The organism is Rhodococcus sp. ACS1 (assembly GCF_002300155.1).
GTDB classification, from domain to species: domain Bacteria; phylum Actinomycetota; class Actinomycetes; order Mycobacteriales; family Mycobacteriaceae; genus Rhodococcus_F; species Rhodococcus_F koreensis.
Genome location: NZ_NSDZ01000001.1, coordinates 695,848 through 716,156, shown reverse-complemented (window position 1 = coordinate 716,156; position 20,309 = coordinate 695,848). Strand labels below are relative to the sequence as shown.

Below are 20,309 nucleotides of genomic sequence, written 5' to 3'. Positions count from 1 at the left end.
CGGGTACCGGTCAAGCGTCGAGATCGGCCGCCACGAGCTGCGCGACCTTCTCGACGGCGTCGGCGTCGTCGCTGGTCACGGTGACGTCGGTGCCCTTGGTGGCGCCGAGCGTCATGATGAGCAGTGCGGAACCGGCGTCCACGGGTTCACTGTCCGCCACGGCCAGCGTGACGGGCACACCGGCGGCGGCAACCGCTTCGGCGATGACGGCGGCGGGACGGGCGTGCAGGCCGATGGACGAACCGACGGCGACTGTGGTGCTGGGCATGGACTCTCTCCTCTGTCGGTGGGGTTGGTGCGGGTCGAGCGGGGCGATCTGTTTCTCTTACGCTGCGACTGTCGCAACGTCGGGGTCGAGTTCGGCGTCGGACGCGCCGGGCTTGATGAATTCCTTCGCACCGACGACGCACAGGGCGGCGACGACGACACCGGCGGCCAGCGACACCAGGAACCACAGCAGGTTGCCGATGGCGAAGAAGACGAAGATTCCGCCGTGCGGTGCGCTGAGGGTGACGTCGAACGCCATGATCAGGGCGCCGGTGACGGCGCCGCCGGCCATCATCGAGGGGATGACGCGCAGCGGGTCGGCGGCGGCGAACGGAATGGCGCCTTCCGAGATGAACGCCGAGCCGAGGAGCCAGGCCGCCTTGCCGTTCTCCCGTTCCGCCTCGCTGAACAGGCTGGGACGCAGGACGGTCGATGCGAGGGCCATCGCCAGCGGCGGGACCATGCCCGCAGCCATCACGGCCGCCATGATCCGCAGCGAGGCGGGGTCGTTGACGTTGAGGCCGGCCACCGCGAACGCGTATGCGGCCTTGTTGACCGGGCCTCCGAGGTCGAAGCACATCATCAGTCCGAGGATGATGCCGAGGAAGATGACGGAGCTGCCGGACAGTCCGTTGAGCCAGTCCGTCAGGCCGTTCGTGATCGCGGCGAGCGGTCGGCCGAGGACCAGGAACATGAGTGCGCCGACGATCAGCGTCGCGAACAGCGGGATGATCACCACGGGCATCAGGCCGCGCAACCACTGGGGCACCGGGATCCGGCTGATCCACAGCGCGACGATACCGGCGATCAGACCGCCGACGAGGCCTCCGATGAATCCGCCGCCGACGAAGACCGCCACCGCACCCGCGGTGAAGCCCGGCGCCAGGCCGGGCCGGTCGGCGATCGCGAAGGCGATGTAACCGGCCAGCGCGGGGACGAGGAAGCTGAACGCCAGCGAACCCAGCTGGAACAGCACGGCGCCCAGGTACGTCGTCAGGCCACCGTCGGGGAGTTGGCCGAGGGAGTTGTTGAGGACGATGTCCTCCGCGGGACCGGAGATCTCGTAGCCGCCGAGCAGGAACCCGAGGGCGATCAGCAGACCACCCGCGGCGACGAACGGGATCATGTAACTGACACCGGTGAGCAGCACCTGACGCAGGTGGGTGCCCCAGCCGACCGACCCGGCCGGCTCGTCCGCGGCACTGCCCGCGCTCCCCGCGTCCACGGTCGCCGCGGACGGGTTCATGCCCGCGCGCAGCGCCTCGGTGATCATGGTGTCGGGTTCGTTGATCGCGCGCTTGACGCCCGACGCCACCACCGGCTTGCCTGCGAAGCGCTCCTTGCCCTTCACCCCGACGTCGGTGGCGAAGATGACGGCGGACGCGCCCGCGATCACTCCGGGTGCCAGCGGTGTACTTCCGCTCGAACCCTGCGTCTCCACGTGAACGACGACGCCCGCGCGTTCGCCGGCGGCGACGAGCGAGTCGGCCGCCATGTACGTGTGGGCGATGCCGGTCGGGCAGGCCGTGACCGCGACGATGTGCTTCGGCCCCGCCTCGGGCTCCGGTTCCTTCTCCGGGGCGACCGGTTCGGGCGTCGTTGCCGGAGCCGGGGCAGCAGCCGCGGCCGCAGCGGCGGCGGGTGCTGCAGTGGCCGTCGCGGCAGCAGGTGCGGCGGCGGGCGCGGGGGCCAGGACGTCGTTGACCAGGGTGACGATCTCGGCGGGGGTCTTCGCATCACGCAGGGCGCCGACGAAGGCCGGGCGTACCAGCGCCCGGGCGAGCGAGGACAGCAGCTTCATGTGCTCCGCGCCCGCACCCTCGGGTGCGGCGATGAGGAACACCAGATCGGCGGGTCCGTCGGGGGCGCCGAAGTCGACCTTCGGGGCGAGCCGGGCGAATCCGAGAGACGCCGCCACGACGGCCTCCGAGCGGCAGTGCGGGATCGCGATCCCGCCGGGAAGTCCTGTCGCCGATTGTGATTCACGCGCCAGCGCGGCATCGCGGAGAGCGTCCGCTTCGGTGGCGCGACCGGCGTCCGCGAGACGCTGGGAGAGCGCGGAGATCACGTCCTCCTTGGAGGCTCCGAGGTCGGTGTCCAGGGAGATCAGATCTTCGCTGATGATCTGCGGCCCCGAATCGCGGTCGGGTGTCGAGTGAGACATGGTGTTTCCTTCTGGTTCAGGCCGGATCGGGGGCGGGGGAGCTGAGGGCGGTGACGGTGACGGCGTCGATGTCGACGTGTTCGGGGGTCGGCAGGGTGGTGCCCGGGAGGGCGGCCGCCGCGCTGCCGTAGGCAACGGCGGATCGGAGGCAGTCCGCGGGCGACGCGCCGGAGATCTGCGCTGCCAGGTAGCCCGCCAGCGAGGAGTCGCCGGCGCCGACGGTGCTGCGGGCGACGATCGGTGGTGGCGTGGCCCACCAGGCGCCGGCCTCCGTCACGAGAACGGCGCCCGCGGCGCCGAGCGTGGCGAGGACGGCTTCGACCCCACGGTCCACGAGTTGCCTGCCCGCGTGGGCGGTGGCCGTCGGGTCTCCCAGCAGCGCGGACTCCTCGAGCAGGTGCCCGTCGGCGCCGGTGAGTTGCGCGAGTTCCTCGCTGTTCGGTTTCACGAGGTCGGGGCAGGCCGCCGGGAACCGGTCCGCGAGTGCGAGCAGCGGGGCGTCCGAGGTGTCGACGGCGACCCGGCAGGAGGCCGAACGCAGCGCCTCGACGAGCGTGGCGTACCAGTCGGTGGGGATGCCCGGGGGTAGGGAACCGGACAGCACCACCCATTCGGCCCGGGACCCGCGTTCGATGATCTCCGACTGCAGATCGGCGAGGGATCCGGCCGACATCGTGACACCGGGTTCGTTGATCTTGGTGGTGGTGCCGTCGGGTTCGGTGATGGTGATGTTCGTGCGTGCCGAACCGGACGTCGCCACGGTCACGTGCTCGATCCCGTGCTCGGACAGGGCGGTGAGCAGGGGGTCGCCCGCGTTGCCGGGCAGCACCGCAACCGCGTCGACACCGGCGGACGTGAGCGCGCGGGCGACGTTGACGCCCTTGCCTCCGGGGTCGCTGTGGGTCGCGGCTGCGCGTAGGACGGTTCCCCGTTCGAGGCGCCCGAGCAGGTTGACGGTGCGGTCGATGCTCGGATTGGCGGTCAGCGTGACGATCATGCGATCACCACCTCGATTCCCTGGTCGTGGAAGTGGGCTCGGTCTGCGGGCGTGATGTCGGCGTCGGTGACGAGGATGTCGACGCTGTGGATGGGGGCGAAGCTCACGAGGTGCTCACGGCCGACCTTCGACGAGTCGGCGACCACGACGACGTGATTGGCGCAGCGGACCATCGCACGCTTCACGGCGGCCTCCTCGGTGTCCGGTGTGGACAGGCCGTGGCCGACGCTGAGCGCATTGGTGCCGATGAACGCGACGTCGACGCGGAGGACGTCGAGGATGCGCAGCGCCTCCTCGCCGACGGCGGCCTGCGTGATCCCGCGGACCCGGCCGCCGAGCATGTGGAGGGTCACCGAGTTGAGTCCGGCGAGCCGGGCCGCGATCGGCACCGAGTTGGTGATCACGGTGAGGTCCAGATCGGACGGCAGTTCCGGGATGATGCGCCCGGTGGTGGTTCCCGCGTCGAACAGCACGCTGCCACCGGACGGCGGTAGGTAGGCGGCGGCGCGCTTGGCGATCCGATCCTTCTGCTCGGCGCGGGTGTGATCGCGCTCCGTCATGCCGGGTTCGGTGACGGTGAGGGAACCGGCAGGGACCGCGCCGCCGTGCACGCGACGGATGTGGCCGAGGCGTTCGAGCAGCGCGAGGTCGCGGCGCACGGTCTCGGTGGTGACGCCGAAGGTGTCGGAGAGGTCGGCGACCGACATGCGCCCCCGCTGCGAGATCAGCGTGGTGACCGCTTGCTGGCGTTCTTCCGGATACACCGTGACCCCGTTCCTGTTCTCGTCGATGAAGTGTTCGGTGACGAGATCCGTTATGGTCTGCATCACACGAAATGTTGTGTCATGTTGTTTTACGCCCGAGTGTGTTGACATGTCAAGAGTTGAGAGTAATCTCCGTCACATAGTCGATTCGCATTTCCGATTGTGTGACGACAGAACGAGCCGGCCAGGAGGACCCGATGACCGAAGACCGTGAAATCGTGCGAGGTACGCCGGTGGTACCGGGCATTGCCTACGCGCCGGTGATCTGGCCGGCCCCGCGGCCGGAGGTCGCACCCGGATCCGCCCGGATCGACGAGGCGTCGCGCGACGCGGAGAAGGTCCGCTTCGAGGAAGCGGCCGCCGTGGTGTCGCAGCGACTCCGCGACCGCGCGGCGAGCGTCTCCGGCGCCGCGGCAGAGGTGCTGCAGGCGAACGCGGCGATGGCCGCAGACCGCGGCTGGCTCGGTGCGGCGCAGAAGCTGATCGCCGGCGGAACCCCGGCCGGGGAGGCGGCAGCGGAGGCCACCGAGCAGTTCGTCACCCTGTTCACCAAGATGGGTGGGCTGATGGCCGAACGCGTGACCGACCTGCGCGACATCCGCGACCGCGTCGTCTCCGAACTCCTCGGCCTGCCCGAGCCGGGCATCCCCGTGCCCACGACCCCGTCGATCCTCTGCGCCCAGGACCTCGCGCCCGCCGACACCGCCGGTCTCGATCCCGAGCTGATCGTCGGACTCGTGACCGTTCTCGGCGGCCCGACGAGCCACACCGCGATCATCTCGCGGCAGCTGGGCATCCCGTGTGTCGTCGCGGTGCGTGATCTCGAATCCGTCGTCTCGGGCACCCCCGTCCTCCTCGACGGCTCGGTGGGCGAACTCGTGATGGAACCGGACCCCGTCGAGGCCCGCGCCGCCGTGGAGCACGGGCGCGCCGAACGGCTCCGCATCCAGTCCTGGGAAGGGCCGGGCCGCACCAGCGACGGGCACGCCGTCTCGATTCTGGCCAACGTGCAGGACGGGGCCGGGGCGCGGTCGGCGTCCGGGACCGCCGCCGAGGGCGTCGGACTGTTCCGCACCGAGTTGTGCTTCCTGGACCGCGATTCCGAGCCCGGCGTCGACGAGCAAGCCGAGATCTACGGCGAGGTGCTCGACGCGTTCGCGGGCCGGAAAGTGGTGATCCGGACCCTCGACGCGGGATCGGACAAGCCGCTGCGCTTCGCCAACCACGCCGACGAGGCGAACCCCGCGCTGGGGGTCCGCGGCATCCGCATCGCCGAACAGAACCCGGGCATCCTCAGCAGGCAACTCGACGCCGTCGCCGCCGCGGCGAAGCAGACGCAGTCGCAGCCGTGGGTGATGGCGCCGATGATTTCGACTCCCGCCGAGGCTGAATCGTTCGCGGCCGAGGTCCGCGCCCGCGGTCTCGTGCCCGGGGTCATGGTCGAGGTGCCTGCCGCGGCGCTACTAGCTGACCGCCTCCTGCGTCACGTCGACTTCCTGTCCATCGGCACGAACGACCTCGCGCAGTACACGATGGCCGCCGACCGGATGTCGTCCGATCTGGCGTCGCTCACCGACCCCTGGCAGCCGGCCGTTCTCGCGCTCGTCGCGCGCACGGCCGAGGCCGGCGTCGCGGCGGGCAAGCCGGTCGGCGTCTGCGGCGAGGCCGCCGCCGACCCGCTGCTCGCCTGCGTCCTGATCGGACTCGGTGTCACGTCGCTGTCCTGCGCGGGCGCCGCCGTGTCCGGTGTGGGGGCGAAGGTGGGATCGGTCACGCTGGACGACTGCCGCCGGGCCGCCGAGGACGTGCTCGCCACGAGCGATCCCGCGGAGGCGCGGGCCGCGGCGGTACGAGTGTTGGGCGCGTAGTCGACCGCCGGATTCCGGCCACTCACCGCCCGATGGGCTCGAGGAATTCCGTCCTCGAGCCCAGCTCTCAGGTCGTCACTGTGTCGAGTGAGTCGTAGTCCGGTGACGCGAGCAGGCTGTGGAGCTGGCGCCGGCGAACTCCCATATTTCCGCCGTCGAACAGCGGCAGCACGATCGCGTCTTGCAGGAGCCCTGCGAGAGGCAGGTTGTGGTTGTAACTGTCGATACCGACGACGCGCATGAGGTCGGTGATGACCTTCACCGCGGTCTCGGAGCCGTAGATCTTCGCCTGCACAGCCAGTTCGAGGGCACTGGGCAGTTCGTGGTCGAGCGCATTGCAGGCCTTCCAGCTCAGGTACCGGGCGGTCTCGATCGCGATCTTCGCGTCGGCGAGCGCATACCCGACCGCCTGATGTTCGATTATCGGCACCCGGCCGGCGCGCCGCTCACGCTTGGCGAACGCGAGGGTGAAGTCGAAGGCTGAACGCATGAGTCCCACGCCGAAGATTCCGACGAGGGCAGCGGTGCCGGCGAAACTCGCCTCGACCAAGGCCTTGCCGCCGCCGACCTCGCCGAGGACGTTCTCGCGCGGAACCCGAACATTTTCGAAGTGGAAGCGCGGGGTGAGATGCCCTCGGTGGCCCATCGTCTCGAAGTTCTCGTCGGATACGAAGCCATGGTCGGGTGTAGGCACGAGAAGGACGGACAGCGAGTGGTCGGCGGCCGCTCGGGTCTGGGGATTTGGATCGGTGCGGCACACCACCGTGAGAATGTCCGCGCCCTTCGAGTCCCAGCCGGTTGCGCTGCTGATCCATTGCTTCGCGCCGTTGATCACCCACTGATCGCCGTCGAGTACCGCGGTGGTGCGGGTCCCTTCAGCCGGCACAGGTTCGTCGAAGTTGGCGATCCCGCCCGGCTCGCTGTGGCAGAAGGCGGCGAGCGGGGCGCCGGTGCCGGACAGGAAGGGGCGCAATGTCTGCTGGACTTGGTCGGGGCTGCCGGCGTTGAGGACGGGGAGCAGCCCGAGTAGTGAGGCGAACAGCGTCAGCGACACGTTCGCATCGACTGCGTAGAACTCCTCGGCGATCAACGCCAGGTCGACCATCCCGTTACCCTCTCCGCCCGCGGGCGCGGGGATGACCTTGCGAAGCCACCCCTGTGCGACAACGTCTTCGTAGGCAGGGCGGGTGGCGAGGAATCTCTCTTCGGCCGTGGGCAGATGGCGAATCGTCTTGCCGACGTCTGCCAATGCCTTACCGGCGAAATCGCGGGCCGAGAGTTGGAGCTCACGCTGCTGTGAGGTCAACGTGAAGTCAATGGCCATGATGTTCGTCTCCTGTGGGTCGAGTACGCAGCAGCGCGGCATCGCGCAGTATCGCTGGGATCCGGCGGGCGGCCACTCGAATCGGCCACCGCTGTGTGAGCGACGTCACTCATCATGCGTCGATCGGAACGTCGGTGTCTTGTCGGTTTACGCACGACTGTTGCCGTGGAGCGAACGAGTAGGCAATCGAGCGCGCGGGGTGAATGTCGCCGAATCGGTGGATCCGGTCCCGGCGGCGCGAAACTCCCAGATCGTGCCTACTATTGGCGAACTGTGACGAAAAGAGAAACAGACGCCCCCGACGGTCCGGTCGGCGGCTCTGACGGCCCGTCCGCTACCACGCGCGCGTTCGGGTGGACGCTGCACGGCGACGGCAGGCGGATCAGCGAGGGCGAGGTGGTCGCTCCCGGCGAGCGCCTCACCTGGCCGCGCACAGTCGGAATCGGGATGCAGCACGTCATCGCGATGTTCGGCGCCACCCTCCTGGTGCCGACGATCACCGGGTTCCCGGTCACCACGACCCTGCTGTTCTCGGGTATCGGGACGGCCCTGTTCCTGCTCATCACACGCGGACGCATCCCCAGCTACCTGGGGTCGTCGTTCGCATTCATCGCGCCGCTGACGGCGTCGCAGAGTTCCGGTCCCGCAGCGCAACTCGGCGGTGTCGCGGCCGCAGGTCTGCTGCTGCTCGTCATCGGTGTCGCGGTGAAACTGGCCGGGTCGCGGGTCATCGACGCGGTGATGCCGCCGGTCGTCACCGGCGCCGTGGTGGCGCTGATCGGGCTCAATCTCGCACCCACCGCGGTGGATTCGTTCGAGTCACAACCACTGATCGCCGGGGTCACCCTGCTCGCGATCCTGCTCGTGACCGTCCTCGGCCCGGGGTTGCTGGGCCGCCTCGGCATCCTCGTCGGCGTCGTCGTCGGCTGGGTGTTCGCCGCCGTGATCGGCGGTCTCGCGGAGGAGCGGGTGACGGCACTGCGGGACGCGGCCTGGTTCGGTGTGCCCGAACTGCGGGGACCGACGTTCGAATGGTCCGTGATCGCGCTGACCCTGCCGGTGGTGATCGTCCTGATCGCCGAGAACGTCGGCCACGTCAAGGCGGTGTCGGCCATGACGGGTCGGTCCCTCGACGACGTCGCCGGCAATGCGCTCGTCGCGGACGGACTGGCCACCACCCTCGCCGGGTTCGGTGGCGGGTCCGGCACCACCACCTACGCCGAGAACATCGGCGTGATGGCCGCGACGCGGGTGTACTCCACCGCTGCCTACTGGGTCGCGGCCGCCACGGCCGTGGTTCTCGCGTTCTCACCGAAGTTCGGAGCCCTCGTGTTCACCGTGCCTAACGGTGTCATCGGCGGCGCCACTCTCGTGCTGTACGGACTGATCGGCGTCCTCGGTGTGCGCATCTGGATGGACGCCGAGGTCGACTTCACCGACCCCGTGAATCTCACTGTGGTCGCCGCCGCGCTCGTCGCCGGCATCGGCGACCTGACTTTGACGATCGGATCGGTGGAACTCGGCGGCATTGCGTGGGGTTCGGTGGGCATCCTCGTCGCCTACCCGGTGATGCGCTGGCTCGCGGGGTTCCGCAAGCGCTGACACCGGTGACCGGATGGGTCACGAATCCCGATCACCTGGGTCATTCACCCCGTACTTCCCCGCCTCTACCGTCGAACCAGACGTATCTCGAACGAGACGTAACAGACAGTTGATACGAGGAGTCGGCGTGGAGCGCACCCTGTTCGAACCGGAGCACGAACTGTTCCGGGAGTCGTACCGCAAGTTTCTCGCACAGCACGCCGAGCCGAACCACGCCAAGTGGGAAGAGCAGAACATCGTCGACCGCAGCCTGTGGGTGGAGGCCGGAAAGCAGGGCTTCCTCGGCATGGCCGTGCCGGAGGAATTCGGCGGCGGCGGCGTGCGCGACTTCCGGTACAACGCGATCATCACCGAGGAGACGACACGTGGCGGGTACAGCGGCATCGGCTTCACCCTGCACAACGACGTCGTCGCACCGTACCTGCTCGAACTGAGCAACGACGAGCAGAAGCGGCGGTGGCTGCCCGGCTTCGCGTCGGGTGAGCTGATCACGGCGATCGCGATGACCGAACCGGGGACCGGCAGCGACCTGCAGGGCATCAAGACGCGCGCCGTACGCGACGGCAACGACTGGGTTCTCAACGGTTCCAAGACCTTCATCACCAACGGCATCAACGCCGACCTCGTGATCGTCGTCGCATGTACCGATCCCGGCAAGGGAGCGCAGGGATTCAGCCTCCTGGTGGTCGAACGGGACATGCCGGGCTTCGAACGCGGCCGCAACCTCGACAAGATCGGGATGAAGGCACAGGACACCGCGGAGTTGAGCTTCACCGACGTACGCGTCCCCGCCACCAACCTCCTCGGTGAGGAAGGCATGGGCTTCCTCTACCTGATGAAGAACCTCCCGCAGGAGCGGTTGTCGATCGCCGTGGTGGCCGCCGCCGCAATGGAATCGGCGCTGGACATGACGATCCAGTACTGCCGCGACCGGAAGGCCTTCGGAAAGTCGATCGGCAGCTTCCAGAACACGCGCTTCGTACTCGCCGAACTCGCCACGGAGGCGACGGCCGTCCGGGTCCTCGTCGACAAGTTCATCGAACTGCTCAACGACGAGAAGCTGTCGGTGCAGGAAGCGGCGATGGCCAAGTGGTGGACCACCGAGGCGCAGGTCCGGCTGATCGACCGGTGTCTGCAGCTGCACGGCGGCTACGGGTACATGAAGGAGTATCCGATCGCGAAGGCGTACATGGATTCTCGTGTCCAGACCATCTATGGCGGGACCACCGAGATCATGAAGGAAATCATCGGTCGCGGACTCAATCTCTGACGAGGCACGACCTGCGTATCTGCAACGAACTCCGGCCTCCGGCCGTACCGGGGTGGATGCGAGTGGGCCCCACGGCGATCGCCGTGGGGCCCACTCGTGTCTGCCGCCGGCAGTGACTAGATCTTGCGCATGACGGTGACGACCTTGCCCAGAATGGCCGCATCGTTGCCGGGGATCGGATCGAACAGCGGGTTGTGCGGCATCAGCCACACCTCGTTGTCGGTGCGTTTGAACGTCTTGACGGTGGCTTCGCCGTCGATCATCGCTGCCACGATGTCCCCGTTGTCCGCCACGTTCTGCTGCCGGACCACCACCCAGTCGCCGTCGCAGATCGCGGCGTCGATCATCGATTCGCCGACGACCTTGAGCAGGAACAGCGAACCCTGGCCCACGAGTTCACGGGGGAGCGGGAAGACGTCTTCGACGGCTTCCTCGGCGAGAATCGGGCCACCGGCGGCGATCCGGCCGAGGACCGGAACGAACGTGGGCTCCGGCAGGGGTGTGCCGTCGGTACCGGACTTGACCGCTGCCAACTCGACAGTGGTCCCGGCGTTCGCGGCGACGCCCGCCGCGACCTCGTCGAGACCGCGCACGTCGACGGCGCGCGGACGGTTCGGATCCCGGCGGAGGAAACCCTTCCGCTCCAGCGTCCGCAGCTGATGGGCGACGGACGACGTGGAGGTGAGCCCCACGGCGTCGCCGATCTCGCGGATGCTCGGCGGGTAACCGCGCTCGTTGACGGACGTGCGGATCACCTCGAGGACGCGGCGCTGCCGGTCGGTCAACCCGGCGGCGGAGCCACCGCTCACACGTGGAGTCGAACCGTCGGTCGAGCTGTCGTCCTTCATGGCGAGGTGCCTCCGTCTGTGTGTCGATCTTCTCGGTATATGGGTCGCATGTGACTGCTGTGCCGCGTGACACGAATCTATCCCGCTTTCCCCGGAGTTTCAAACATCTGTTCGACATGTGTCGCGAGAAGTAGAGACTTTGTCGGAGGGTCGTGGTAGAAATCGAACATGTGTTCTTTCGAACGCGTGATCGAACACCGGTCCGGATCCGGTACCCACCGGTTCGGCAGCGGGTACGGCAACGGTTCTCGACCTCAGTTTTCGACAGCAGTTCTCGACAGCAGTTCTCGACATCAAGAGTTCGACATCAAGAGTCCGGCATCAAGAGCCCGGCATCAATAGTCCGACACGGATACGAGCAGCGGAGGTACCGATGAGCAACGCAGTTCTCCATCGGCAGGCAGTGCTGAACCGGCAGGCACTCGAGCGGGGTGTCGTCCGTTCCGGCGCCGCACGGTCGTACCGCACCGAACCGCGTCGCCGGCGCACCGACGGGGAGTTGCGACGTCCGTCGTCCGGCGCCGTCGCGTACCGGCCCACCCACATCGGCGTCTCCCGCGCCGACCACGAACGCGGGGCGAACGACGTCGGCTGGCGGACGGTGCTCGCCGGTGTCGTGATCACCGCCGGTGTGTTGTGCGGGCTCGCCGGGGTGGCGCAGCTGGCCACCGGCGGCAGTGTGAGCAATTCGGCGGCCACGGAGGTCGTGCAGGTGCAGCAGGGCGAGAGCCTGGCCGCGGTCGCTGCGCGGATCGCGCCGGAAATGCCGGTAGCACAGGTGGTCGAGCGGATCATGGAGCTCAATGCCATGTCCAATTCGGCGTTGCATCCGGGCCAGAGTCTGATCGTCCCGTCTTCCGCGACCCGGTGACGGGGGTGGCTCTGCATGACTGTCCCGCCGGGCGGCCGAGTAGTCTCGGAGGCTGTCAGTCCCACCACCGCGTGTGGTCGCGTCGAGATCGTGCATCCGCTGCGTGAATCCGTTTTCGTCGGTTCGCCATCGGGGGAGGCGAACAGTTGCGGCCACGACGGCTACGACGAAGGAATCGCCATGCACTGCCCGTTCTGCCGGCACCCCGATTCACGTGTGGTCGATTCGCGCGAAGCCGACGAGGGACAGGCCATCCGCCGCCGCCGTTCGTGCCCGGAGTGTGGTCGACGGTTCACCACCGTCGAGACCGCCGTCCTGTCGGTGGTCAAGCGCAGTGGGGTCACCGAACCGTTCAGCAGGGAGAAGGTGGTGCGGGGTGTCCGCCGTGCCTGCCAGGGCCGGCAGGTCGACAACGACGCACTGAATCTCCTTGCCCAGCAGGTCGAGGACGCGGTCCGCGCATCGGGTTCCGCGGAGATCCCGAGCAACGAGGTGGGCCTCGCCATCCTCGGTCCCCTTCGTGACCTCGACGAGGTTGCGTATCTGCGGTTCGCGTCCGTGTACCGGTCGTTCAGCTCAGCAGAGGACTTCGCGCGCGAAATCAAAGAGCTACGCGAACACCGCGAATCCCGCGACGACGCCTGAGCCTGCGCGTCCGCGCATTTCTTGCATTGCCCTGCGCGTCAGCGCACCTTCTGCATGGCGCTCAGTACCCGCTTCTCGGAGACCGGGACCGGGGTTCCGAGTGTTTGAGCGAACAGGCTGACGCGCAGTTCCTCGATCATCCAGTGAATCGCGTCGACCTCGGGTGAGTGCTGCCGCTCTTCCGGCAGGCCGGCGAGCATCCGTTCGTATCCGGCGTACACCCGGTCGAGGGCATCCATCCCCTTCTGGTCGCGCGGTGCGCTCCCGGGCAGGGCTTCCAGTCGTGCGACCGCGGCAGCGAGGTAGCGGGGCAGTTCGCGGAGGCGGGTGGCGCCGATGTCGGCGACGAATCCGGGAAACAGCAGCGACTGCCGCTGTTCCCGCACATCGTCGGCGGCCTCGCCGGTGGCGCGTTCCAGCACGACGGCGAGCCGGTGGTCCGCTTCGAGCACCGGCGACACGAGTCGCACGAGTACCGCCACGTTCCGGGCCATCTCCGCGCGTGCCTTCGCGACGAGGGCGTCGAATTCCTGCGGCGTGCGCACCGGGGTGCCGTGTGCGGCGATCAACTGATTCGCGGCTGCGGTGCGGCAGTCGTCGATCAGGGCGTCGAGGCTGCCGTCGGGGTTCTGCCCGAGCGCCAGCCGCTGCGCGTTGCCCAGACCGGATGTCACCGTCTTCGCCTGGGTGGGAACGGCGGCCAGCAGCAGCCGTCGCGTTCCGTCGCGCATCGCGGCTCGCTGGGCGGCGGCGGTGCTGAGGACGCGGACGGCGACACCGTCACCCTCCGGGACCAGCGCGGGGTAGCCGGTGACCTTCTGACCGCCGAGTTCGCGTGTGACGGTGGCCTCGAGGGAACCGAGGGTCGCGGGGGTCCACGTGAGTGCGGGGGGCCGCTCCGAGTTCGACGCCGCCTTCGCCACTTCCACCTGGACACGGGGTGCGAGCGACTTGCGCAGCGACACGAGGTCCTTGTTCCGCCCGAGGACGGCACCCTTCTCGTCCACGGCGACGAACGTCATGCGCAGGTGGTCGGGGAGGGCGGTGACGTCGAAATCCTTGGGGTCGATGCGGCAGGCACCGAGCCGTGACAGTTCTCGTGCCATCGCCGTGGTGAGCGGTTCGGAGCGCGGTTTCACCGCGGCCAGTGCGGCGGCAGCGAAGTCCGGTGCCGGAACCACCTGTCGGCGAAGGGTCTTCGGGAGCGTCTTGATCAGTGCGGTGACCAGTTCGACACGCATGCCGGGGACCAGCCAGTCGAAGCCGACGGCGCGCAGCCCCGCGAGCAGGGCGATCGGGATGCGGGCGGTGACGCCGTCGTCTTCGTTGCCGGGTTCGAACTGGTAGGTGAGCGGGACCTGCATGTCGCCCTGACGCCAGGCGTCGGGGTATTCGCCGCCGAGTACCGCGGCCGAATCGGCGTTGACGACCGTCGACTGGGTGAACGTGAGCAGGTCCGGATTCTTGCGGCGGGCGACTTTCCACCAGGAGTCGAAATGCCGGGCGGAGACCGCCTCCGGGCCGACGCGCTGGTCGTAGAAGTCGTAGAGCGTGTCGTCGTCGACGAGGATGTCGCGCCTGCGGGCGCGGTGCTCGAGTTCCTCGACGTCTTCCAGGAGTGCGCGGTTGGCGTGGAAGAACTTGTGCTGGGTCTGCCATTCGCCCTGCACCAGGGCATGGCGGATGAACAGGTCCCGGGACGTCTCGGGGTCGATGGTGCTGTAGGTGACCGCACGGCCGGCGACGAGGGGGATCCCGTACAGCGTCACGCGTTCGTAGGCCATGGCGGCGCCGCGTTTCGACGACCAGTGCGGTTCGGAGTAGGTGCGTTTCACGAGGTGCGGCGCCAGCTTCTCGGCCCATTCGGGTTCGATCCTGGCCGACATCCGCGCCCACAGCCGGGACGTCTCGACCAGTTCGGCGGCCATCACCCATCGCGGTGGCTTCTTGAACAGGCTCGAGCCGGGGAAGACCGCGAATCGGCTTCCGCGTGCCCCGAGGAAGTCCCGTTTGTCACCCTCGCGCAGCCCGATGTGTGACAGCAGACCGGCGAGGAGCGACTGGTGGATGGCCGCCTCGCCTGCCGGGGTGCCGGTGGTCTCCCAGCCGAGTCCCCGGGTGATCTGGCGGAGTTGACCGTGCAGGTCCTGCCATTCGCGGATGCGCAGCCAGTGCAGGAACTCGTTTCGGCACATCTTGCGGAACTGGTTGGACGACAACTCGTTCCGCTGCTCGCGCAGGTACTTCCACAGTTCGAGGAAGGCGAGGAAGTCGGAATTCTCCACGGCGAACCGGGCGTGCTTCTCGTCGGCCGCCTGCTGGAACTCGGCGGGACGTTCGCGCACGTCCTGGATGGAGAGTGCTGCGACGATGACGAGCACCTCGGACAGGCAGCCGTTGCGGTGCGCCTCGACGAGCATCCGGGCCATGCGCGGATCGACGGGGATCTGCGCGAGTTCCCGTCCGACCGGGGTGAGGACGGGCTGCTCGTTCTGGGCTTTCCGTTCGATCGCGCCGAGTTCCTCGAGCAGGCCGATGCCGTCGCGGACGGCCCGCGGGTCCGGCGGCTGCACGAACGGGAACGCGGCGACGTCGCCGAGTCCGAGCGCCGTCATCTGCAGGATGACGGACGCGAGGTTGGTGCGCAGGATCTCCGGCTCGGTGAACGCGGGCCTCGACTCGAAGTCCTCCTCGGAGTAGAGGCGGATGCAGATGCCTTCGGCGACACGGCCGCAACGACCGGAACGCTGGCGGGCGGAGGCCTGCGAGATAGGTTCGATCGGCAGGCGTTGCACCTTGGTGCGCACCGAGTAGCGGGAGATGCGGGCGGTGCCTGGGTCGACGACGTACCGGATGCCGGGCACGGTGAGCGACGTTTCGGCGACGTTCGTCGACAGCACGACCCGCCGCCCGGTGTGGGGGGTGAACACCTTGTGCTGCTCCGCTGCCGACAGTCGCGCGTACAGAGGCACGATCTCGGTGCCGCGCAGTCTGCGGTCGCGGAGGGCGTCGGCGGTGTCGCGGATCTCCCGTTCGCCGGAGAGGAAGACGAGGATGTCGCCGTCGCCCTCGCCGGAGAGCTCTTCGACGGCCTCGCACACCGCGTCGACGGGGTCGCGGTCGAATGTCTGCTCGCCGACTTCCACCGTGAGCGGGCGGTACCGCATCTCGACGGGGAACGTGCGCCCGGACACCTCGACGATCGGCGCGGGCACGCCGTCGGCGGCGAAGTGTTCCGCGAAGCGTTCCGGGTCGATCGTCGCCGACGTGATGATCACTTTCAGATCGGGCCTGCGGGGGAGGAGCTGGCGCAGGTATCCGAGGATGAAGTCGATGTTGAGGCTGCGTTCGTGCGCCTCGTCGATGATGAGGGTGTCGTACCGGCGAAGCATCCGGTCGCGCTGGATCTCGGCGAGCAGGATTCCGTCGGTCATCAGCTTCACCAGCGTGCCGTCCGACACCTGGTCGGTGAATCGCACGGTGTAGCCGACGGTCTCACCGAGTTCGCTGTGGAGTTCCTCGGCGATGCGCTCGGCGACCGTCCGCGCCGCCAGACGGCGGGGCTGGGTGTGTCCGATGAGACCGCGGACGCCGCGGCCGAGTTCGAGGCAGATCTTCGGGATCTGCGTCGTCTTGCCGGATCCCGTCTCACCGGCCACGATGACGACCTGATTCTCGGCGATCGCCTTCGCGATGTCGTCGCGGCGCCGGCTCACCGGCAGTGCGTCGGGGTACTCGATGGCGGGGACGCTGTCGAGTCTTCGGGTAACGCGGCCGCGCGCGGCGTCGATCTCGTCGGACAGGGAGGCGAGGGCGTCGGGCGTGCGGGCACGGTCGAGTCGCCGGCGGAGCCGGTGTTCGTCGCGCAGAGTGAGTTCGCCGAGGCTGTTCTTCAGTTCCTGCCGGCTGGGTGCTGTGGTGGACATGCTGGACCCCAGCCTAGCCAACCCGGTGGATCGCCCTGTGCCGCGCCCGCCCGTGTGCGAATATCGGCGGATGGACGCCGCCGTCGTCACGGAGCTGCGAGGTCAGGGGATCGTTCGGGTTCTGCGGGCGGGGTTCGCCGCCTACGGGCTGGTCGCGTTGCTGTGGATTCCGCTCCGCAACGTCGGCAGCGACGACTTCTCGACGGCCGACTACCTCAGCTATTTCACCATCGAGAGCAACATCCTCGCTGTCGTCGTCCTGCTGATCGGCGCGATCCGGGATCCGCAGTCGCGGCGCTGGCAGCTGTTCCGCGGTGCGACGACGCTGTACATGGTCATCACCGGAATCGTGTATGCGGTGCTGCTGGCGAACATCGACGTCATGCTGCAGGACGGCTGGATCAACACGGCCCTGCACCGGCTGCTGCCGCTCGTCCTGCTGCTCGACTGGGTGCTCGCCCCGTCCCGGGTGCGGATCTCCGACGCCCAGAGCCTCGGCTGGCTGATCTTCCCGGCCGTGTACGGCGCGTACTCCCTGATCCGCGGCCCGATCGTCGACTGGTACCCGTATCCGTTCCTGGACCCCCGGAACCAGGGGTACGTCCAGCTGGCCGTCACCGCGGTCGTGTTGCTGCTGGCCATGGCGTTGATGGCGCTCGCCGTGAACGCGGTGGGCCGTCTCGGTGCGCGCCGCCGGTACGGCGAGGACCGGTAGCGGCGAAGCCTCGCGCAGCCGATTCGCGGGCCGCGCTATCCTCCACACGACAGGCGTCCACGCGATCATCCGTGACTTCGGCAACGGCTGGGAGACTATGTTCGACGAGTTCGCAGGGGAGACCTTCGACCTGCTCACCCGCGACCGCGGCAGTGTCGTCGCCGCCGACGACGGGGTCCCCCTCGCGGTGCGCGAGGTGGGTCCAGCGTTCGCCCCGCTGACCGTGGTGTTCGTCCATGGGTTCTGCAACCGGATGACCGGCTGGCACTTCCAGCGGGTTCAGCTCGAGGAGACGTGGGGCTCGACGATCCGCATGGTGTTCTTCGATCTGCGCGGCCACGGCAACTCCGGGGTGCCGCGGCGGGACACGTGCACGATCCCGCATCTCGCGCAGGACGTCGACGCCGTGATCCGGGCGCTGGTGCCGGAGGGGCCGATCGTGCTGGTCGGCCACTCGATGGGCGGCATGGCCGTCCTCTCGTACGTCGGCCGGAATCCCGATCTGATCGGATCTCGCATCGTCGGGGTGGGGCTGATCGCCACCGCGGCGGAGAAGCTGGGTGACGTGGGGCTCGCGCGCACCCTCAACACGCCCGTCGTCGCCGGTTTCAGCACCGCGGCCCGTCACCTGCCCCGGGTGGTCCAGAGCGGTCGCGGCGCGAGCAAGCGGGTGCTGGCGCCGATCCTGAGGTCGGCGTCGTTCGGTGACCGCAGCATCAGCCCGGCGATCATGTGGCACTCCGAGCAGATGATCAACGACACCTCGCTCAAGACGCTCGTCGACTTCCTGCCGTCGTTCAAGAACCACGACGAGACGGCGGCGGTGCCGTTGCTGGCACCGATCGAGACGCTCGTCGTGTGCGGCGACCGCGACCTGCTGACCCCGTTCCGGTATTCGAAGGCCATCGCCGGGCATCTGCCGGACGCGGAACTGGTGAAGGTGCCCGGTGCGGGACACATGGTGCAGCTGGAGCGGGCGCAGCTGGTCACGGACGCGATCGATCGTCTCCTGATCCGTTCCGTCGAAACCCTGCCCACACCGAGTGCCTGGAGCGAGTGGGTGCGGGTGGCCACGGACTACGTGGACCACGTGCGGCACTGGCTCGCCCACGGCGGGCCTGCCGCCTGGTGGCGGGGGCTACGCGGTCGTCCCGTCGTCGGCCCCACGTTCCGGTAACACGCAGAATTCGTTGCCCTCCGGGTCGGCGAGGACCACCCAGGGAACGTTCGGGTCGTCGCTCAGGCGGTGGGCGCCGAGGGAGAGCAGCCGCCGCACCTCGTCGTCGCGGGATCCGGACGACGGTGCGATGTCGAGGTGCAGGCGGTTCTTCCCGGACTTCCGGTCGTCGACGGGCTGGAAGAGCAGTGACGTCGACCCCGGTGCGCTCGCTTCGACGTACTCGCGGCCGTATGCGTCCATCCACCGGCGGGTCGACGGGTAGCCCAGGGCCTCGCACCAGAATCGTGCCAGTGATTCCGAGTCCCGGCAGTCGACGGTAATGGCGATGATTCGGCTGGTCATGGGTTGCGGTTACCCGCGCATCGGCGACTGATCACCGTCCCGGGCGGGTACTCGGTGTCCGTGTAAACAGCAAAGCGACGACAACACGTGCCACTCGGGACACAATGAGTGAACGCGAAAACCGGCCCGAGGAGGCGGGATCTATGGCATCTGCGAATTCTTCAGACGAGCAGGAAGCCCTCCCACCAGGGGTTCTCCGACGCGCGATCGCAGCGTCGGCGATGGGAAACGCCACCGAATGGTTCGACTACGGTGTGTACGCGTTCACGGTGTCGTACATCTCGGCCGCGTTCTTCCCCGGCGACACCGGTTCCGCCACCCTCTACGCGCTGCTCGTGTTCGCGGTGTCGTTCGTGGTGCGACCGCTCGGCGGTCTCGTGTGGGGTCCGCTGGGTGACCGGCTCGGCCGCCGCCAGGTCCTCGCTCTGACGATCATCCTGATGGCGGGTGCGACGTTCTGCGTCGGCCTCGTGCCGAGCTACGACGTCATCGGTTTCTGGGCGCCGCTGCTGCTGGTGCTGCTGCGCATGATCCAGGGCTTCTCGACCGGCGGCGAATACGGCGGCGCGGCAACGTTCATGGCCGAGTACTCGCCGGACCGCAAGCGCGGCTTCTGCGGAAGTTTCCTCGAGTTCGGCACCCTCGGCGGGTACGCGCTCGGCGCGATCGTGGTTCTGGCGGTGGAGTTGTTCTCCAGCGATCCGTTCATGTCCACCTGGGGCTGGCGTATCCCGTTCCTGATCGCCGGGCCGATGGGCCTGATCGGCCTCTACCTGCGGACCAAGCTCGAGGAGACACCCGTCTTCCGGGAACTGGACGCGGAAGGCGCGGTGGAGTCGGGGACGACCCACGAGTTCAAGGACCTGATCACCGAGTACTGGAAGCCGTTGCTGCTGCTCGGCGGACTCGTCATCGCGTTGAACGTCACCAACTACACCCTGCTGAGCTACATGCCGACCTATCTGGAAACGCAGATCGGCCTGTCGTCCACCGCATCGCTGACGTTGTTCATCGTGGGGCAACTCGTGATGATGGCCGTCATTCCGTTCGCGGGCGGGTTGTCGGACCGGGTGGGCCGAAAACCGTTATGGTACGGCTCACTCGTGGGATTGATCGTGTTCGCCGTCCCGATGTATCTGCTGATGCGTCAGGGTTTCGGATGGGCGATCCTGGCGTTCGCGGTTCTCGGGTTGCTGTACGTGCTGCAGCTGTCCACGATCTCGGCGACGTTCCCGGCGATGTTCCCGACACACGTGCGGTTTGCGGGTTTCGCCATCGCGTACAACGTGTCGACGTCGTTGTTCGGTGGCACTGCCCCGGCGGTCAACGAACTGCTCATCGAATGGACGGGCAACTCGCTGATGCCGGCGTTCTACATGATGGCCGCGTGCGGGATCGGTCTCGTCGCGCTGTACTTCGTGGCCGAGACGGCCGGCGCGTCCATCCGCGGTCGTGGGATACCGGGTGTCGACACGGAAGCGCACCCCACCGCACTCGTGCAGAAGTGACGCGGCCGGATCCGAGCC

16 protein-coding genes are annotated in these 20,309 nt (G+C 68.1%); 8 read left to right on the top strand and 8 right to left on the bottom strand.

Features of this window, described 5'->3' with window-relative positions; all coding sequences use genetic code 11:
- Positions 1 to 10 precede the first annotated feature (10 nt).
- The 4 genes from CJ179_RS03355 to CJ179_RS03340 are packed head-to-tail and all read right to left on the bottom strand — an operon-like array spanning position 11 to position 4,192.
- Positions 11 to 268 (bottom strand): HPr family phosphocarrier protein, encoded by a 258-nt coding sequence (locus tag CJ179_RS03355; RefSeq protein ID WP_005240765.1) that lies wholly within the window; start codon positions 266 to 268, stop codon positions 11 to 13.
- A 57-nt stretch (positions 269 to 325) separates the two neighbouring features.
- Entirely contained in the window at positions 326 to 2,431 is a 2,106-nt protein-coding gene (locus CJ179_RS03350) for a fructose-specific PTS transporter subunit EIIC (protein ID WP_072942395.1), read from the bottom strand.
- A 16-nt stretch (positions 2,432 to 2,447) separates the two neighbouring features.
- Entirely contained in the window at positions 2,448 to 3,428 is a 981-nt protein-coding gene (gene pfkB, locus CJ179_RS03345; RefSeq protein WP_095860689.1) for a 1-phosphofructokinase, read from the bottom strand.
- Positions 3,425 to 4,192, bottom strand: coding sequence for a DeoR/GlpR family DNA-binding transcription regulator (locus CJ179_RS03340; protein WP_072942464.1), 768 nt, complete (start codon positions 4,190 to 4,192; stop codon positions 3,425 to 3,427). The genes pfkB and CJ179_RS03340 overlap by 4 nt, the downstream gene beginning before the upstream one ends.
- Positions 4,193 to 4,389: 197 nt before the next feature.
- On the opposite strand from CJ179_RS03340, the gene ptsP reads away from it, so the two are divergent.
- Positions 4,390 to 6,060: a phosphoenolpyruvate--protein phosphotransferase gene (gene ptsP, locus CJ179_RS03335; RefSeq protein ID WP_095860688.1), complete on the top strand. Its 1,671-nt coding sequence runs from the start codon at positions 4,390 to 4,392 to the stop codon at positions 6,058 to 6,060.
- Between the two features lie 67 nt (positions 6,061 to 6,127).
- On the opposite strand, the gene CJ179_RS03330 is transcribed toward ptsP, so the two are convergent.
- Positions 6,128 to 7,384, bottom strand: coding sequence for an acyl-CoA dehydrogenase family protein (locus CJ179_RS03330; protein ID WP_095861046.1), 1,257 nt, complete (start codon positions 7,382 to 7,384; stop codon positions 6,128 to 6,130).
- Positions 7,385 to 7,657: 273 nt separating this feature from the next.
- On the opposite strand from CJ179_RS03330, the gene CJ179_RS03325 reads away from it, so the two are divergent.
- Entirely contained in the window at positions 7,658 to 8,986 is a 1,329-nt protein-coding gene (locus tag CJ179_RS03325; protein WP_241031563.1) for a uracil-xanthine permease family protein, read from the top strand.
- A gap of 127 nt (positions 8,987 to 9,113) precedes the next feature.
- Entirely contained in the window at positions 9,114 to 10,256 is a 1,143-nt protein-coding gene (locus CJ179_RS03320; protein ID WP_095860687.1) for an acyl-CoA dehydrogenase family protein, read from the top strand.
- A gap of 116 nt (positions 10,257 to 10,372) precedes the next feature.
- Here the strand turns inward: CJ179_RS03320 and lexA are convergent, their stop codons facing one another.
- Positions 10,373 to 11,104, bottom strand: a complete 732-nt coding sequence (gene lexA, locus CJ179_RS03315; RefSeq protein ID WP_072942388.1) for a transcriptional repressor LexA — start codon at positions 11,102 to 11,104, stop codon at positions 10,373 to 10,375.
- Between the two features lie 373 nt (positions 11,105 to 11,477).
- Here lexA and CJ179_RS03310 point away from each other — a divergent pair, with 373 nt between their 5' ends.
- Positions 11,478 to 11,975: a LysM peptidoglycan-binding domain-containing protein gene (locus CJ179_RS03310; protein ID WP_095860686.1), complete on the top strand. Its 498-nt coding sequence runs from the start codon at positions 11,478 to 11,480 to the stop codon at positions 11,973 to 11,975.
- A 180-nt stretch (positions 11,976 to 12,155) separates the two neighbouring features.
- Entirely contained in the window at positions 12,156 to 12,620 is a 465-nt protein-coding gene (gene nrdR, locus CJ179_RS03305; protein WP_015890458.1) for a transcriptional regulator NrdR, read from the top strand.
- Positions 12,621 to 12,658: 38 nt separating this feature from the next.
- Here nrdR and hrpA read toward each other — a convergent pair whose 3' ends face one another.
- A complete protein-coding gene (gene hrpA / locus CJ179_RS03300) occupies positions 12,659 to 16,546 on the bottom strand; it encodes an ATP-dependent RNA helicase HrpA (protein ID WP_072942384.1) in 3,888 nt (1,295 codons plus the stop codon).
- Positions 16,547 to 16,616: 70 nt separating this feature from the next.
- Between hrpA and CJ179_RS03295 the strand changes: the two genes are divergently transcribed.
- Complete coding sequence (locus tag CJ179_RS03295) at positions 16,617 to 17,261, top strand: Pr6Pr family membrane protein (protein WP_072942382.1); 645 nt, start codon at positions 16,617 to 16,619, stop codon at positions 17,259 to 17,261.
- 97 nt (positions 17,262 to 17,358) lie between these two features.
- Positions 17,359 to 18,438, top strand: a complete 1,080-nt coding sequence (locus CJ179_RS03290) for an alpha/beta fold hydrolase (protein ID WP_072942461.1) — start codon at positions 17,359 to 17,361, stop codon at positions 18,436 to 18,438.
- Here CJ179_RS03290 and CJ179_RS03285 read toward each other — a convergent pair.
- Entirely contained in the window at positions 18,400 to 18,783 is a 384-nt protein-coding gene (locus CJ179_RS03285) for a VOC family protein (RefSeq protein WP_072942381.1), read from the bottom strand. The genes CJ179_RS03290 and CJ179_RS03285 overlap by 39 nt on opposite strands.
- Positions 18,784 to 18,926: 143 nt before the next feature.
- Here CJ179_RS03285 and CJ179_RS03280 point away from each other — a divergent pair, with 143 nt between their 5' ends.
- The gene (locus CJ179_RS03280) at positions 18,927 to 20,291 is read left to right on the top strand and encodes an MFS transporter (RefSeq protein ID WP_095860685.1); all 1,365 of its coding nucleotides are present in this window, start codon (positions 18,927 to 18,929) and stop codon (positions 20,289 to 20,291) included.
- Positions 20,292 to 20,309: the final 18 nt, after the last annotated feature.

What these genes read in the sequence shown, in the direction of transcription:
- CJ179_RS03355 (WP_005240765.1), bottom strand. Translation starts at nt 268, where the DNA reads ATGCCCAGCACCACAGTCGCCGTCGGTTCGTCCATCGGCCTGCACGCC.
- CJ179_RS03350 (WP_072942395.1), bottom strand. Translation starts at nt 2,431, where the DNA reads ATGTCTCACTCGACACCCGACCGCGATTCGGGGCCGCAGATCATCAGC.
- pfkB (WP_095860689.1), bottom strand. Translation starts at nt 3,428, where the DNA reads ATGATCGTCACGCTGACCGCCAATCCGAGCATCGACCGCACCGTCAAC.
- ptsP (WP_095860688.1), top strand. Translation starts at nt 4,390, where the DNA reads ATGACCGAAGACCGTGAAATCGTGCGAGGTACGCCGGTGGTACCGGGC.
- CJ179_RS03330 (WP_095861046.1), bottom strand. Translation starts at nt 7,384, where the DNA reads ATGGCCATTGACTTCACGTTGACCTCACAGCAGCGTGAGCTCCAACTC.
- lexA (WP_072942388.1), bottom strand. Translation starts at nt 11,104, where the DNA reads ATGAAGGACGACAGCTCGACCGACGGTTCGACTCCACGTGTGAGCGGT.
- CJ179_RS03310 (WP_095860686.1), top strand. Translation starts at nt 11,478, where the DNA reads ATGAGCAACGCAGTTCTCCATCGGCAGGCAGTGCTGAACCGGCAGGCA.
- nrdR (WP_015890458.1), top strand. Translation starts at nt 12,156, where the DNA reads ATGCACTGCCCGTTCTGCCGGCACCCCGATTCACGTGTGGTCGATTCG.
- hrpA (WP_072942384.1), bottom strand. Translation starts at nt 16,546, where the DNA reads ATGTCCACCACAGCACCCAGCCGGCAGGAACTGAAGAACAGCCTCGGC.
- CJ179_RS03295 (WP_072942382.1), top strand. Translation starts at nt 16,617, where the DNA reads ATGGACGCCGCCGTCGTCACGGAGCTGCGAGGTCAGGGGATCGTTCGG.
- CJ179_RS03290 (WP_072942461.1), top strand. Translation starts at nt 17,359, where the DNA reads ATGTTCGACGAGTTCGCAGGGGAGACCTTCGACCTGCTCACCCGCGAC.
- CJ179_RS03285 (WP_072942381.1), bottom strand. Translation starts at nt 18,783, where the DNA reads ATGACCAGCCGAATCATCGCCATTACCGTCGACTGCCGGGACTCGGAA.
- CJ179_RS03280 (WP_095860685.1), top strand. Translation starts at nt 18,927, where the DNA reads ATGGCATCTGCGAATTCTTCAGACGAGCAGGAAGCCCTCCCACCAGGG.